Genomic DNA, 14,478 nt, shown 5'->3' with positions numbered 1-14,478 from the left:
TTTCTGTCTAACCGGAAATCAGAAGTCTGTCGGGGTCGTTGCGGTCGAATATTTCGAGCAGAATTCTGAGTGCATGGCCTCGCGCACCAGTGAGTTGCGGGTTGCGAACGATTTCGCGTTCGCTGTCCTGCTGCATGGCGGTCAGCAGCAGCGCAAGACGGGCACCCTGTGCCAGACGGAAACCGGGAAGACCGGACTGGCGGTCCCCCGCAATGTCTCCACCACCCCGGATCCGATAGTCTTCGTCAGCGATCAGAAAACCGTCATTGGTGTCGCGTAGAAGGCTCAGACGCCGGACAGCGGTGGGCGTGGCGCTCCGGTCATGGAGCAGGAGGCAGAAGGACTGTTTTGAACCGCGTCCCACGCGGCCACGCAATTGATGAAGCTGAGCAAGGCCGAAGCGTTCGGCCTGTTCAATCACCATGACGGACGCATTGGGGATGTCCACGCCGACTTCGATGACGGTTGTGGCGACGAGAAGCCGTGTTTTGCCGAGACGGAACGTGTCCAGAGCTTCCTGACGAACGGTAATGTCCTGTTTGCCGTGTGCGAGACCCACAAGCCCTTCAAATCGTTGCTCCAACGAAGCCCACCGCTCTTCCGCGGCAGCCGCGGCCTGTGTTTCGCTATTTTCGATGAGCGGGCAGACCCAGAAGACCTGCACGCCATCACGCAGAGCCCGGCTGATGCCTGCAAGCACGCTGTCGAGCGAGTCCATGCTGTGCAGCGTCGTGCGGATCGGCTGGCGGCCAGGGGGCTTCGAGTCCAGACGGCTGACGCTCATCTCGCCCCATTCCATAAGCTGGAGCGTGCGGGGGATGGGCGTTGCGGTCATGATGAGAATGTCCGTCGCTTCCCCCTTTGCGCTCAGATTCATGCGCTGACGAACGCCGAATCGATGCTGTTCGTCGATGACGGCGAGGCCGAGATCGTGGAAGGTCACGCCGTCCTGAAACAGGGCATGCGTTCCGACGACGATCCTTGCCGTGCCATCCGCGATGGCCGCGAGCACCTTGCGCCGGGCTGCGCCTTTGATCGTACCGCTCAGATAGGTGCATTCCGTCGGGCAGAGGCGGGAGAGCGTTTCGAAATGCTGGCGGGCGAGGATTTCGGTCGGCGCCATGAGCGCAGCCTGAGCACCGGATTCCACAACCTGAAGCATCGCGTTCATCGCGACGAAAGTCTTGCCCGCGCCGACATCACCCTGAAGCAGACGCATCATGGGCGTCGACGCAGAGAGGTCGGCGGCAATTTCCGCAATGGCCATGGTCTGGGCGTGAGTTGGTTTATGTCCGAAGCGCTGGAGCATTTCGGCCTGAAGCGCACCGGTGCCGGGAAAGCTGCGCCCGTGCCGCTCGCGGGCCTTGAGGCGCGCGAGCCCGAAGCAAAGCTGATCGGCCAGCAGTTCATCAGCCGCAAGGCGGGACAGGGCGCGGTTGCGAACCGGCTCCCACGCAACGTCCGGCGGGATGATCTCCGGCGATTGCATCAGGCGCAGAGCCTGCGTGAAGGACTGCCATTTCCGCTGGGTAACGAGGGCCGGGTCCAGCCATTCCGGCAGATCGGGCAGGAGAGCCAGAGCAGCGCGCATGGCCTTGCGGACCGTATAGGGGAAAAGCCCGGCGGTGAGAGGCCAGACGGGTTCGAGCGAGGGGAAGCTGTCGCGTTTGGCCCAGCTCACGACATGATCGGGCTGCGGCATTGTCAGCTCACCCTGAAAGCTGCCGGTTTTGCCAGACACCAGCAGTTCAGCGCCTACGGTCGGGCTGGGCATGTTGCGCGTCTGGAAGAAAACAAGGTCGAGCGTTCCAGTATCGTCTTCGGTGCGGATAATGGAAGGCTGCCCGGGGCGCCCCGCCTTGCGCAGGGCAACGACACGGACATGCGCCGTCAGGATTTCGCCGGGGGCGAGATTGTGTCCGTCCGCAACTGTGCGCAGAATGCGCCGGTCAACCACCCGTTCGGGCAGGGTGAACAGCAGGTCCAGCACCTTTCGTCCGCCGGCGATCTTTTCCAGAAGGCTGGCATGCCGTGGCCCAATTCCGGGCAGGCTCGTCAGCGGCGCAAAAAGTGGGGCGAGCGCATGCTCTGTCTCAGAGTTGGGATCGGCAGGGGACGGGAACTGTTCGGACGGCATCGTGACAACGGGCGCTTCCCGTGCTCCTCGGGCTGACAGGCGATGGAACGGAAGGTATAGGGCATGAGCAGGATGGAACAAAACGAAACCATGACCCGTGAAATGTCCACAACGTCCTTTGACCGGTCTTTCGGACCGACCGTCTGGGGCGTGCCTGATGGTAGTGTGGCCTTTCTTCTCCGTCAGCGCCTTGCCGAGCATGACGGACCACTGCTGCATGTTGCGCGCGATGACGCCGCCGTAGCGGCGCTGGCCGACATGCTGGCGTGGCTCATGCCTGAAGTCGAAGTTCTGCGGCTGCCGGCTTGGGACTGTCTGCCCTATGACCGTGTTTCGCCCAATCCGGTTCTGATCGCCGAACGGGCAGGGACGCTCTGCCGCCTGCTGGAGCCCACGAAGGCGCAGCGCATTGTCCTGACGACCGTGCACAGCCTGATCCAGCGCGTGCCTCCGCGTTCGGCGTTCCGAGGACAGTCCATCAGCGTGAAGACGGGCGAGAGCCTCGATCAGGCCATGCTGATCGAACTGCTGGTGGCCAATGGCTACACCCGGACCGATACAGTCATGGAAGCGGGCGAGTTCGCCACACGGGGCGGTATTTTCGATCTGTTCCCGGCGGGTGAAAGTGATCCGATCCGGCTCGATCTGTTCGGAGACGAGGTCGAGAACATCCGCGCCTTTGATGTCGGAACGCAGCGCTCCACTGAGACCCTGAAGCGCTTCGAGTTGCGACCGGTGTCCGAATTTTCGCTGGGCCCCGACAGCATCAGCCGCTTCCGTACTGGCTGGCGCGATTCGTTCGGCCCTGCGGCGACGTCCGATACGATTTATGAAAACGTCTCGGATGGGCGGCGCTATCCGGGGCTGGAGCACTATCTGCCGCTGTTCCATGACGGTGACGGCCATCAGATGGAAACGCTGCTGGATTATCTGCCGGGTGGTGCAGTCAGTTTTGACCAGCATGCACCAGAGATCCTCAAGGCGCGGCTGGATATGATCGCCGATCATTATCAGGCCCGGCGCGTTCCGACGCGCGAAGGAGAAATCCCGTACCGTCCGCTGCCGCCACACCGGCTCTATCTGGATACGCACGGCTGGGAATCGATGCTGGCGGATGTGCCGTCCGTCATTCTCAATGCGTTCGCCATGCCGGATACGGCTCACGGCGTGGATGCAGGTTATCGGCCCGGCCCGCTGTTCGCGCGTGCGAAGGACGGAACGCGGGCAGGGATGTTTGAGGCTTTCGGACAGCAGGTGAAAACCTGGGCCGAAGCCGGGCGGCGGACCTACGTTACGGCCTGGAGCCGGGGCTCACGGGAACGGATTTCGCATCTGCTGGCGGAACATGGCGTTACGGTCACGTCCTATGACGATTGGCCGGATGCGGCAGGAATGCCGAAAGGCACGACCGGCCTGTTGACGCTGGGGCTGGAGCGCGGGTTCGTCTCGGACCGTATGTGCTTCGTCTCCGAGCAGGATCTGCTGGGCGAGCGGATTTCGCGTCCGCCGCGCCGCCGCAAGCGTGGAGAGCAGTTCATCTCGCAGGTCGGCGAGATTGCGGAAGGCGATCTGGTCGTTCATTCCGATTACGGAATCGGGCGGTATGTCGGGCTTGAAACGGTCGTGGAAGGCCGGGTCGCGCATGATTATCTGTCGATCCTGTACGACGGGGAGCAGAGGCTTCTTCTGCCTGTCGAGAATATCGAACTTCTGAGCCGTTTTGGTTCCGAGCAGGCCGGGGTTCAGCTCGACAAGCTGAGTGGAACTGCTTGGCAGGCCCGCAAAGCCAAGATGAAATCCCGCATCCGCGTCATGGCGGGCGAGCTGATCAAGACGGCAGCGGCACGCGCCATGAAAGATGCGCCAATGCTCGCACCCGCCGAAGGGTTGTGGGACGAGTTCTGCGCGCGCTTTCCGTTCGTGGAGACGGAAGATCAGTCCCGCGCGATTGCGGATGTGCTCGAAGACATGAGCGCCGGGCGCCCGATGGATCGACTGGTCTGTGGCGATGTAGGTTTCGGTAAGACGGAAGTCGCGTTGCGGGCGGCGTTCGTGGCCGCCCTTTCGGGCATGCAGGTTGCGGTCGTGGTGCCGACGACGCTGCTCGCCCGCCAGCATTTCCGAAGCTTTACGGCACGTTTCGAGGGCTTTCCCGTCAATGTGGTGCAGCTTTCGCGTCTCGTAACGCCCAAGGAAGCCACGAAGGTCCGCGAGGGCATGGCGAACGGCACGGTGGATATCGTCGTTGGCACCCATGCGCTGCTGGCCAAGAGCGTGGCATTCGAGCGTCTGGGTCTGCTGATCATCGACGAAGAACAGCATTTCGGCGTCTCTCACAAGGAACGCCTGAAAGCGCTGCGTGAGGACGTGCATGTCCTGACGCTCTCCGCCACGCCGCTTCCGAGAACGCTTCAGCTTTCGCTGTCCGGCGTGCGGGAAATGAGCCTGATCGCAACGCCGCCGACGGACCGTCTGGCGGTCCGCACGTTCATCACACCCTTCGATAGCGTCATGATCCGTGAAGCCATTCAGCGTGAACGCTTCCGTGGCGGCCAGGTCTTCTGTGTCGTGCCGCGCCTGGCGGATATGGACAGGATGGCCGAGCGTCTGGCGGAAATCGTACCGGATGCCAAGACCGTACAGGCGCATGGTCGCCTGACGCCGACCGAGCTTGAACGTGTCATGACGGAGTTCGCGGACGGAAAATACGATATTCTCCTCTCCACCAATATCGTGGAAAGCGGGCTGGACATGCCCAGCGTGAATACGATCATCATCCATCGTGCGGACATGTTCGGTCTGGGACAGCTCTACCAGCTTCGCGGACGCGTGGGGCGTGGGAAGCAGCGCGGTTATGCCTATCTGACCTGGCCGCAGACGCGCCCGCTCTCGGCATCCTCGGAAAAGCGGCTTGAGATCATGCAGACGCTGGATTCGCTCGGGGCCGGGTTCACGCTGGCGTCCCACGATCTGGATCTGCGAGGCGCTGGCAACCTGTTGGGGGATGAGCAGTCCGGACATATCAAGGAAGTCGGGATCGAACTCTATCAGCAGATGCTGGAAGACGCCGTAATCGACATGCGTCGTGAGCGTGGCAAGCGTCTGGAGGAAGAGGATAGCTGGACCCCGACCATCATTCTGGGTCTGCCTGTCCTGATCCCCGAAACCTATGTGCCGGACCTGCCGGTGCGTCTGGGGCTGTATCGCCGGATTGCGTCGCTGACGAACGAGGCCGAGGTTGAGGCGATGCGCGCGGAACTGGTGGATCGCTTTGGGTCACTTCCGCCGGAAGTCGGCAATCTGTTGGATGTGGTTCTGATCAAGCGTCTGTGTCGCGAGGCCGGGGTGGAACGTCTGGAAACCGGGCCGAAAGGCATGGTGATCCAGTTCCGCCGCAACCGGTTTGGCAACCCTGCTGCGCTGATCGACTGGGTGACACGCAAGAAGGAATCGGGCGTAAAAATCCGGCCCGATCACAAGCTTGCGGTCATCCGCGAAATGACGAATGCGACCCGCATTGGCTATGCCAAGAAGGTCACGACCGTCCTATGCAAAATGATCCGCAAGCTCGAAGTCGAGACATCAGGGGACTGAGAACGGCAGCGGGATGCGGTTGACGGTTACGACGCCGCCGCTCAGCCCAACGTCCCACAGGGTCGTATCGCCGTTTTGACGACCCATCAGTCGGGCAATCGTGAGTGCGGCTACGACCTTCTTGGGGGCCGTATCACGGATCTGTCCGATCAGAGTATCGACGTTCGTCACACCGATATGCAGGTCCGCCGCTGACGTGGATGCGGTGGGGCCGGGGTCGATGGTGCCCTTGCCGTCGATGGCGCTGCTACCCGTAATGGCATGCAGGGCGTTGATCGTGATCTGCTGGCGGGCTGTGTCGAGGCCCTGAACCGTCAGATCCGCCGAAAGCTGCGTGGGCATGAGTGGCTGCTTGGTGTCGTGGATGCCGCTGCCCTCAACCTTCAGGCGCAGATCCGGCGTCGTCTGAACCGCCTGGATCGACGCTTTGCGGATCGTCATATCATGACCGGGGCGAGCCAGCGTCACATTCGCCCATGTGGCTTGCGGAGTGCCGCCACGGATGTCGCTGCTGTTGATCGTCAGGCTCTGGTCCTTGCAGGCGGGACTGATGCCGCCGCGAAAGGCGCTGAGTGCGGCATAGGCGGCAACTTCATTGAAACGCTCCAGAGTTGCGGTCTCGACATGGCCGGAAGGGTCGGAGAGCGTCACGCCATGAATGTCGAGCGTGATGTCCGTTCCGGTCAGCGCTGCATGCAGGGTCTTGGCCGTCAGGCCATGTGCGGTAGTCTGGGTGCCGCCCAGCTCATAAGTCATACACGAGGCGGGAAGGCCAGCGGGTGTGTTCGCGCTGGCCACGATGGGTGTCAGGAGTGCGGCAGTCGCGGCGAGTAAAGTAAGGCGCAGGGACATGGGAGGGTTCCGGACTGTGGAGAGAGAAGAAGCGTTAAGACCGTATTAGGGAATGAAGCGGTAAAATAATGGCACCTCCTCCTCTTTCGGAGAAATGCGCGTGTCGTCTTCCATTTCTGCCATGCCCGCCATTCCGCAGTATGTCTCCATCATCAAGGATGAAGAATCTTCGGCAAACAAGTGGGAAAAAACAAGCGTTTCCACCCAGCAGGCGGTTGCAGCGTTCAAGAGCGATGCGTCTTCGATCAAGACTCCGCAGCAGCTTCTGAAAAACTACAAGGCCCTCAAGGTCGTGCTGGGCGCTTATGGCATGTCTTCGGCGATCGGCGAGACGGCCGTTCTGACGAAACTGATGACGCAGGACCCGACATCAGCCAAATCCCTTGCCCAGACCAGCGGCAATTCGTCATGGAAAGCGTTTGCCAAAGCGTTTTCTGACTGGTCAACGTCACCCTTGGCTTCTGCCGATACGGTTCAGAGCATCACGCAGAGCTATCTGACCAATAGCTACGAAGACAGTCTGCAGACGGAAACGCCGGGTCTGGGGGATGCGCTCTATTTTACCCGGACCGCCAAGACGGACATGACGCTTGAAAACGTGATGGCTGATCCAAAGCTCCTGAAAGTGGCGGAAGTTGTGTCGGGGTTTGATACCACGCAGTTTGGTGCACTGGATTACGATCAGCAGGTTCGCCTGCTCGGCTCCAAACTCGATCTGTCCAAGCTCAGTACAACCAAAGGAATCCAGCAGTTTGCCCAGCAGTATCTGGCGCTGTTGCAGATCCACCCGACAAAGACCACGACTCCCGCAAGCATGTTGACCCTCTACGGGGGAAACGGTTCCACAACCAGCATTCTCTCCCTTTTTACGGGCGACAGTTCAGACAGCAGTTCTTCCCTGTATTCGGCGCTGTTCTGAACCTTTCTCTGACGTGACATCCTGTGTGCGGCCCTGTATCGCAGACACCTGACGGATTTCAGGTGAAGGGATATTTTCATGGCCGGACTGGACCCCACGGACTGGCACGGCATCCGTGAGATCGGGCATCGGATGCTGGATGAGCTCTTTGACCGCATGGAACATGTGGGCGAAGGCCCCGTCTGGCGACCGATGCCGCCCGCTGCTCGACAGAGCCTGAAGGAAGGTCTGCCGGAAAAGGGACATTCCCTCGACGATCTGTATGGCCGCTATCAGGAACTTGTCGTGCCTTATGGCGTGGGAAATACCCATCCCGGTTTCATGGGATGGGTGCATGGGGCAGGAACGCCGGTCGGCATGCTTGCCGAGATGCTGGCCGGAGGGTTGAACGCCAATTGTGGTGGACGCGATCACGCGCCAATCGAAGTCGAGCGTGAGGTGATCCGCTGGGCGTTGCAAATGGTTGGTATGCCTCAGGATGGCTCAGGCTGTCTGGTGACGGGGTCATCCATGGCCAATTTCATCAGCGTCATTACGGCGAGCCGCGCACAGGATCTTGCGATCCGTAAGGATGGGATCGGCGGTCGCGGGCTTGTCGGCTATGCCGCCACAACAGCGCATGGATGCCTGCCCCGTGCGTTCGATCTGGCGGGGCTCGGCAGCGAGACGCTTCGGCGTGTACCGGTTCTGGCCGATCATCGGATGGATGTCGGGGCCTTGTCCGATATGATCGCCGCGGACCGGAAAGCGGGCTTTGTGCCGTTTATGGTTGCGGGTACGGCGGGTACGGTTGATTGCGGGGCGATTGATGATCTCGTTGCGATCGAGGCTGTCGCTCGTGAGGCCGGGCTCTGGTTTCATGTGGACGCGGCCTTCGGAGCGCTGGCCTGTCTTTCGCCCCGGTTCAAAAAACAGCTTTCCGGCATCGAAAAAGCAGACAGTCTGGCGTTCGACTTTCATAAATGGGCGCAGGTTCCTTACGACGCCGGCTGCGTGCTGGTGCGTGACAGCCGCAAACACGCTGCGGCTTTCGCGCAGTCCCTCGATTATCTCGTGCGTGAAGAGCGTGGGCTTGCGGCAGGAGCTCCGTGGTTTTGTGATTTCGGCCCGGATCTGTCGCGCGGGTTCAGGGCCCTCAAGGTCTGGATGACGCTGGGCCATTACGGGTCCGAGCGTATGGGAGGCATGGTCGAGACATGCTGTGATGTCGCAGCCGATCTGGCGCGGCGTGTGGAACGGACCGAAGGGCTGGTTCTGCTTGCACCTGTGACGCTGAATATCGTCTGTTTCGGTCTCGACGGTCTGGAAGATGCCGAGATCTCGGAACTTGTGCAGGACCTGCATGAAAGCGGGATCGCCGCGCCATCAACGACAAAGATCAACGGTCGGCTGGCGGTGCGGGCGGCGATCGTCAATCACCGCACCACAACCGCCCACACCAACCGGATGCTGGACGCCGTTATCGCGCTGCGCGACGACCGGTTGCAGGCGCGAACAGGGCGCTGAGCTGGGCCATCATGGTTCCGCCGAGGTCTTCGGCGGAACTGATGGTGACGCTGTTGCGGTAATAGCGCGTCACGTCATGCCCAATCCCGATGGCCAGAAGCTCCGTGCCCCGGTCCGCTTCGATCCGGGCAATCACCTGACGCAGATGGTCTTCCAGATAGTTGTGCGGATTGGCCGAGAACGTACTGTCATCAACCGGGGCGCCATCCGAAATCACCATCAGGATATGGCGATGCTCTGACCGGCGACGCAGGCGTTTCCAAGCCCAGAGCAGGGCTTCGCCGTCAATATTCTCCTTTAGCAATCCGTCACGCAGCATCAGGCCCAGATTACGCCGGGCCCGCCGCAGCGGCATGTCTGCGTCTTTGTAGATAATGTGGCGAAGATCGTTCAGACGTCCCGGATGGGCTGTGCGACCGCTCTTGAGCCAGCGTTCACGGCTCTGTCCGCCCTTCCATTGCCGCGTGGTGAAGCCGAGAACCTCAACCTTCACACCACAGCGTTCGAGCGTCCGGGCCAGAATATCACCGCAGATGGCGGCCGTTCCGATGGGGCGCCCCCGCATGGAGCCCGAATTGTCAATCAGAAGGGTGACGACCGTATCGCGGAACTCGGTTTCACATTCGTGCTTGCAAGAGAGCGGCAGGGTGGGATTCGTCACGACGCGCGACAGGCGTCCGGCATCAAGAATGCCTTCTTCCTGCTCGAACTCCCAGCGACGTTGCTGCTGCGCCATGAGGCGGCGTTGCAGACGGTGCGCGAGGCGCGAGACCAGACCATGAAGCTGGGACATCTGCTGATCGAGCTTCTGGCGCAGGCGGTCCAGTTCGTCCGGATCGCACAGATCGGAGGCGTTCACTTCCTCGTCGAAATCCGTGGTGTAGGCTTTGTAGGTATTGAGGGCTTCGGACGGACCCGTTTCCGCCTGCTGATCCGAAGGGCCAGCGGCTTCCTCCGTACCATCTTCCGACATTTCGGCGGAATCCGTGGCTTCGCTTTCGCCCGAAAGGCCGGTTTCTCCACTTTCGGGCTGATAGCCGTCTTCTTCTTCCGTTGCGGCCGGAGCCTGCTGATCCTGCCCTTCGGTTTCTGGAGCGTCGCTTTCGGTTGTCTCCTCCTCATCGGACGGCAGATCAGACGGCGCGGTCTGGTCTTCGTCTTCATCCGGAACGGTCGTGAGCTGGCACGCTCCGAGGAAGCGGGTTGTGGCTCGGGCGAAAGCTGTCTGATCGTTCTGGGTGCGGGCCATGTCAGCAAGAGCGGCCTTTGCCGCAGGCGTGAGGGCCGCGCGCCACTCATCAAGCGCAGAGCCGACCTGAACCGGCATCGGATGGCCGGTCATGGCTTCACGCGCGAGCAGATCCAGCGCCACGGGGGCTGGCATGTCCTCGCGGGTTTTCATCCGGTTGCAGCCGATTTCGGCGCAATGCTGGGCGAGTTTCTGCTCCAGATTAGCGCGGACGCCCGCCATATGGCGGGAGCCATAGACTTCACAACGCGCCTGCTCCAGCGCATCGAAAGCCTGCCGGGCTACAGGTTCAGCCGGAGCGTTTGTATTCCGGTCCGCATGATACCGCATGCGCAGAGCGGCAGCGTCCGCGGCACCCCGGATCTTGCGGATTTCCCAGTCGTGCATATGGCGCGACAGATAGGGAAGCTCCACATTTCCGGCGTCTGGCGCGGTTTTGCGGTTTCCGCTGACGGCACCCTGAAAATCCACGCCCTGTTCCGGCGCGCCACCCATGGCGCGCAAGGTGGCGATGGTGGCCTGACGAAAGCGTTCCTGCCGGTCTTCGTCGGTGGGAGAAGTCTGAGGGGCGGACAAGGGATCAGGCCAGTGGTGAGGCGTTGAAGCAGCGCTGATAGTATTCCGCGACGATTCCGCGTTCGGCTTCGTCACATTTATTGAGGAAGGTCAGGCGGAAAGAAAACGCCACATCATTGAAAATACGATTGTTTTCGGCCCAAGCGATCACCGCGCGGGGGGACATGACGGTTGAGATATCCCCGGCCATAAATCCGGACCGCGTGAGGTTCGCCAGTGAGACCATACGCTCAACAAGCGTCGTGGCCTCCTGATTGTCCGTCGGGATTTTCAGCTTTGACGTGACGATGCTGACTTCCTGTTCCAGCGGCAGATAGTTCAGGGTAGCGACGATGTTCCAGCGGTCCATCTGGCCCTGATTGATCTGCTGCGTGCCGTGATACAGGCCGGTCGTATCGCCCAGACCGACCGTATTGGCAGTGGCGAACAGACGGAACGCAGGGTTCGGACGGATGACGCGGTTCTGATCCAGCAGCGTCAGATGGCCTTCGGCTTCCAGCACGCGCTGGATGACGAACATCACATCCGGACGACCGGCATCATACTCGTCAAAGATCAGGGCGCAGGGGTGCTGGAGGCACCAGGGCAACAGACCTTCGCGGAACTCCGTGACCTGCTTGCCGTCCTTGAGCACAATGGCGTCCTTGCCGATCAGGTCGATCCGCGAGACGTGACTATCCAGATTGATGCGAACGCAGGGCCAGTTCAGGCGCGCTGCGATCTGCTCGATATGGGACGATTTGCCGGTGCCGTGGAAGCCCTGAACCATGACGCGGCGGTTGAAGGCGAATCCGGCCAGAATCGCGCGGGTCGTGTCTTCGTCGAACTTGTAGGACGGGTCGATGTCGGGGACGTGTTCCGTGCGCACGGAATAGGCCGGAACCTGCATGTCCGTGCGGATGCCGAAGATTTCTGCCGAGGAGACCATGAGGTCGGGCGCGCCGAGAACGCTGGTCGGGACCGAGGAGTTTTCAGCGGTGGTCACGGCTTCCGGGGTGTCAATCGTCGCGAAATCACTCATGGGACTCTGGGGCTTTCTCTGGCTCTTGGATCAGGGCGTTCTGGGCAAGATGGGGCTTTGGCGCCCTCTCTTCCAGTCTAAAAATTCAGGAAACGAAATCGTCCTGACGCGTGAAATGGACTTTGAGCGTCGCATAGGCCGAGCCGATGGCCTTGAAACGTTCTTCGGATGTCGCATCGCCGATATTGGCATCGGGATGATGCTGGCGGGCGAGGGCACGGTAGCGGCTTTTCACGTCCTCGAAAGAAACGGGCCATGTCAGGTCCAGTGTGGCCAGTGGCTGCCGTAAAGGCTCGGGAATACCGGCGGCTTGGGCGGACGCGCGCTGTCGTGCCGCATCCTTGGCCCGCTCCGCCCGGCTGTGACGCGTTGCACCAAGAATATCGAGCGGATCAATGACGTCGTCTTCGTTGAACTCCGCTTTGTTTGCCGTGCCGGTTCCCAGCTTCCACGAAGGGCGTTGCCAGGAAACATCGGCCCGCAGATGCGCCTCGATCTGGCCCGGCGTCATGCCGCGATAGAAGTCCCAGCGGGCATTATATTCGCGGACATGCTCAAGGCAGAACCAGAAATATGAACGCAGGGCATCACGCCCGCGCGGCGCACGATAGCCGGCAAGCTCGTTGCAGCCCGGATGGTCGCAGACCTGTTCCGGCGCGTCAGGATCGGGATCGAAGGCCCGGTGTCTGGTGGATTTGCGCTGCATGGTGTCTGATATGGGCAATCACCGCCGCCCGATGCAAGCGGGCATTCCTCAAGCCGGACGATTTTCATCATGTCTGAAACAACTGCACACCCTTCCAGCCGACGCGAACGGATTGCGACCCTCCTCCAGCAGGGACTGGCCCCTACAAAGCTCGAAATCCAGGATGACAGCGCCCGACACGCCCATCACGCCGGAGCCAAAGCCCTCGGCGGCGGAGGCGAAACGCATTTCAACATCGCCATCACGAGTGCGCGTTTTGACGGACTGAACCGGGTGGCGCGGCACCGGCTGGTCAATGACCTGCTGGCGGAAGAATTCCGTTCCGGTCTGCATGCGCTATCGCTGGTTCTGCATGGAGAACAGACCCCATGAGACGTGCTCTTTGCGCCCTGCTGCTGCTTTCGGGCTGCGCGACCAGCGGATATGACCGCCTTCCGAAAGCCGATCAGAATGACGTGCATCGCATCGAAGCGTATCTGAACGGCATTCAGGGTTTGCAGGCGGCTTTTATCCAGCATGGGCCGGACGCAGGCGAGAGCGGCGGCCGCTTTTCGTATATTCCGGGCCATCTGAGACTGGATTATGTCGTGCCCCATCCGATGGAACTTGTGGCCGGAGACGGTCATCTCGTTCTGGACGATCAGGGAGCGGGTGCTGTCACGCATCTGTCGCTGCGACATAATCCGCTTGGGTTGCTGCTGAAACACCCGATCCGCTTTGATGGCGACATTCAGGTCACGGATGTGCGGCATGGGAACGGATCGCTTCAGATTTCCGTAGCTCAGGCCGATAACCCCTCACAGGGCCTGCTCACGCTCCAGTTTTCGGACGTGAACGGCCAGCTGAGCCTGATCGGATTGCAGGGCGTGGATGCCCGACAGCATCATTTCGGCGTTCTGCTGTCGGATGTGAAACAGGGTGTGGTGATCGTCCCGTCCGTGTTTACGCCCCCTGCGGGTTAGAGCCGAAACGGCTGGGCCAGGCGGCGGCCAGCGCGTCATCCAGATCTTTCATCGTCAGGCTGCTGTCGAATCGCTGAAGGCTGGTGACGCCGAATTCGCGGATGCCGCAGGGGACGATCCCGTCAAAATCGTTCAGATCGGGGCTCACATTGATCGACACACCATGCCAGCTCACCCAGCGGCTGACGCGGATGCCCAAAGCGCCGATCTTGGCTTCAAGTCCGCTCAGCGGGTCGATCGTCCAGACGCCGATCCGTCCCTCACGGGTGAAGGCCGTTATCCCAAGCCGGGCAAGGGCGTCGATCATCCAGCCCTCCAGACCCGCCACGAAGGCCCGCAGATCGCGGGGAGGGACGATGCCATTTGGTTTCGTCAGATCCATCATCACGTAGCCGAGCCGCTGTCCTGGGCCATGATAGGTCCATTGCCCTCCGCGCCCCGCGTCATAGGTCGGATATCCGTGGGGATTATAAAGATCGGCATCCTTGGCCGATGTTCCGGCTGTGAAAACGGGCGGATGTTCGACGAGCCAGACCAGAGGCGCGGCGGTTCCCTGATGAATTGCCCGTGCGCGCTCCTCCATGAACGCCAGAGCATCGGGGTAGGGCGTCAGTCCCGGAGAGGACGTCCACAAAATTTCTTCATAAATCGTATCCTGGGTCATTGCCCTCGTATCTGTCATCGGCTATAGCCCCTCCCACACCGGACGGTCATGCACCAAGCAGGATCGTTTGTCACGGGGCGGCCGTGGCGGAATGGTAGACGCGCAAGCTTGAGGTGCTTGTGGGGGCAACCCCGTGGAAGTTCGAGTCTTCTCGGCCGCACCACTGACATTCATATGTCGGTGTATCAAATTAAAAATCATGGATCTCCTGAATATTACTCTCCCTCAAGGGGGGCAGGTTTTATTAAGGTTCTGATAGTCTGTGCCATCTTATTGCCAGACTATTAAGACA

General features: G+C 60.9%; 11 protein-coding genes and 1 tRNA gene. 6 read left to right on the top strand and 6 right to left on the bottom strand.

The features are described 5' to 3' along the window. Window positions 1-7 precede the first annotated feature (7 nt). Window positions 8-2,137, bottom strand: coding sequence for an ATP-dependent DNA helicase RecG (gene recG, locus HKD28_RS07220; RefSeq protein WP_194267740.1), 2,130 nt, complete (start codon window positions 2,135-2,137; stop codon window positions 8-10). Window positions 2,138-2,209: 72 nt separating this feature from the next. Here recG and mfd point away from each other — a divergent pair, with 72 nt between their 5' ends. Then, entirely contained in the window at window positions 2,210-5,731 is a 3,522-nt protein-coding gene (mfd, locus tag HKD28_RS07215; protein WP_194267867.1) for a transcription-repair coupling factor, read from the top strand. Here mfd and HKD28_RS07210 read toward each other — a convergent pair. Next, the gene (locus HKD28_RS07210; RefSeq protein WP_194267739.1) at window positions 5,720-6,583 is read right to left on the bottom strand and encodes a DUF2125 domain-containing protein; all 864 of its coding nucleotides are present in this window, start codon (window positions 6,581-6,583) and stop codon (window positions 5,720-5,722) included. The two genes, mfd and HKD28_RS07210, sit on opposite strands and share 12 nt — an antisense overlap. 100 nt (window positions 6,584-6,683) lie before the next feature. On the opposite strand from HKD28_RS07210, the gene HKD28_RS07205 reads away from it, so the two are divergent. Then, window positions 6,684-7,502 (top strand): DUF1217 domain-containing protein, encoded by an 819-nt coding sequence (locus HKD28_RS07205; RefSeq protein WP_194267738.1) that lies wholly within the window; start codon window positions 6,684-6,686, stop codon window positions 7,500-7,502. 78 nt (window positions 7,503-7,580) lie between these two features. Then, on the top strand, window positions 7,581-9,008 hold the full coding sequence (locus HKD28_RS07200) for a pyridoxal phosphate-dependent decarboxylase family protein (RefSeq protein WP_194267737.1): 1,428 nt from the start codon (window positions 7,581-7,583) through the stop codon (window positions 9,006-9,008). On the opposite strand, the gene HKD28_RS07195 is transcribed toward HKD28_RS07200, so the two are convergent. From HKD28_RS07195 to HKD28_RS07185, 3 genes are all read right to left on the bottom strand, one after another. Next, window positions 8,962-10,833, bottom strand: coding sequence for a cobaltochelatase CobT-related protein (locus tag HKD28_RS07195; protein WP_194267736.1), 1,872 nt, complete (start codon window positions 10,831-10,833; stop codon window positions 8,962-8,964). The two genes, HKD28_RS07200 and HKD28_RS07195, sit on opposite strands and share 47 nt — an antisense overlap. Before the next feature lie 4 nt (window positions 10,834-10,837). Beyond that, window positions 10,838-11,854, bottom strand: a complete 1,017-nt coding sequence (gene cobS, locus HKD28_RS07190; RefSeq protein WP_194267735.1) for a cobaltochelatase subunit CobS — start codon at window positions 11,852-11,854, stop codon at window positions 10,838-10,840. Window positions 11,855-11,939: 85 nt separating this feature from the next. Next, window positions 11,940-12,560 carry a J domain-containing protein gene (locus tag HKD28_RS07185; RefSeq protein ID WP_194262062.1) on the bottom strand — a complete coding sequence of 207 codons (621 nt, stop codon included), beginning with the start codon at window positions 12,558-12,560 and terminating at the stop codon, window positions 11,940-11,942. Between the two features lie 69 nt (window positions 12,561-12,629). Between HKD28_RS07185 and HKD28_RS07180 the strand changes: the two genes are divergently transcribed. After that, entirely contained in the window at window positions 12,630-12,932 is a 303-nt protein-coding gene (locus tag HKD28_RS07180) for a BolA family protein (RefSeq protein ID WP_194262061.1), read from the top strand. Continuing rightward, window positions 12,929-13,522, top strand: coding sequence for a LolA family protein (locus HKD28_RS07175; RefSeq protein WP_194267734.1), 594 nt, complete (start codon window positions 12,929-12,931; stop codon window positions 13,520-13,522). The genes HKD28_RS07180 and HKD28_RS07175 overlap by 4 nt, the downstream gene beginning before the upstream one ends. Here HKD28_RS07175 and lipB read toward each other — a convergent pair. After that, the gene (lipB, locus tag HKD28_RS07170; protein ID WP_194267733.1) at window positions 13,503-14,204 is read right to left on the bottom strand and encodes a lipoyl(octanoyl) transferase LipB; all 702 of its coding nucleotides are present in this window, start codon (window positions 14,202-14,204) and stop codon (window positions 13,503-13,505) included. The two genes, HKD28_RS07175 and lipB, sit on opposite strands and share 20 nt — an antisense overlap. Window positions 14,205-14,263: 59 nt before the next feature. Between lipB and HKD28_RS07165 the strand changes: the two genes are divergently transcribed. Beyond that, window positions 14,264-14,349, top strand: a tRNA-Leu gene (locus tag HKD28_RS07165). The last annotated feature ends 129 nt before the right edge of the window (window positions 14,350-14,478 follow it).

The organism is Gluconobacter cadivus (genome assembly GCF_015244745.1).
Taxonomy (GTDB): Bacteria; Pseudomonadota; Alphaproteobacteria; order Acetobacterales; family Acetobacteraceae; genus Gluconobacter; species Gluconobacter cadivus.
This window is presented reverse-complemented; position numbering and strand designations above follow the sequence as displayed.

Excerpts from the sequence above, each read along its gene's own strand:
- cobS (WP_194267735.1), bottom strand. The coding sequence starts at position 11,854 with ATGAGTGATTTCGCGACGATTGACACCCCGGAAGCCGTGACCACCGCT.
- mfd (WP_194267867.1), top strand. The coding sequence starts at position 2,210 with ATGGAACAAAACGAAACCATGACCCGTGAAATGTCCACAACGTCCTTT.
- recG (WP_194267740.1), bottom strand. The coding sequence starts at position 2,137 with ATGCCGTCCGAACAGTTCCCGTCCCCTGCCGATCCCAACTCTGAGACA.
- HKD28_RS07180 (WP_194262061.1), top strand. The coding sequence starts at position 12,630 with ATGTCTGAAACAACTGCACACCCTTCCAGCCGACGCGAACGGATTGCG.
- HKD28_RS07210 (WP_194267739.1), bottom strand. The coding sequence starts at position 6,583 with ATGTCCCTGCGCCTTACTTTACTCGCCGCGACTGCCGCACTCCTGACA.
- HKD28_RS07200 (WP_194267737.1), top strand. The coding sequence starts at position 7,581 with ATGGCCGGACTGGACCCCACGGACTGGCACGGCATCCGTGAGATCGGG.
- lipB (WP_194267733.1), bottom strand. The coding sequence starts at position 14,204 with ATGACAGATACGAGGGCAATGACCCAGGATACGATTTATGAAGAAATT.
- HKD28_RS07185 (WP_194262062.1), bottom strand. The coding sequence starts at position 12,560 with ATGCAGCGCAAATCCACCAGACACCGGGCCTTCGATCCCGATCCTGAC.
- HKD28_RS07175 (WP_194267734.1), top strand. The coding sequence starts at position 12,929 with ATGAGACGTGCTCTTTGCGCCCTGCTGCTGCTTTCGGGCTGCGCGACC.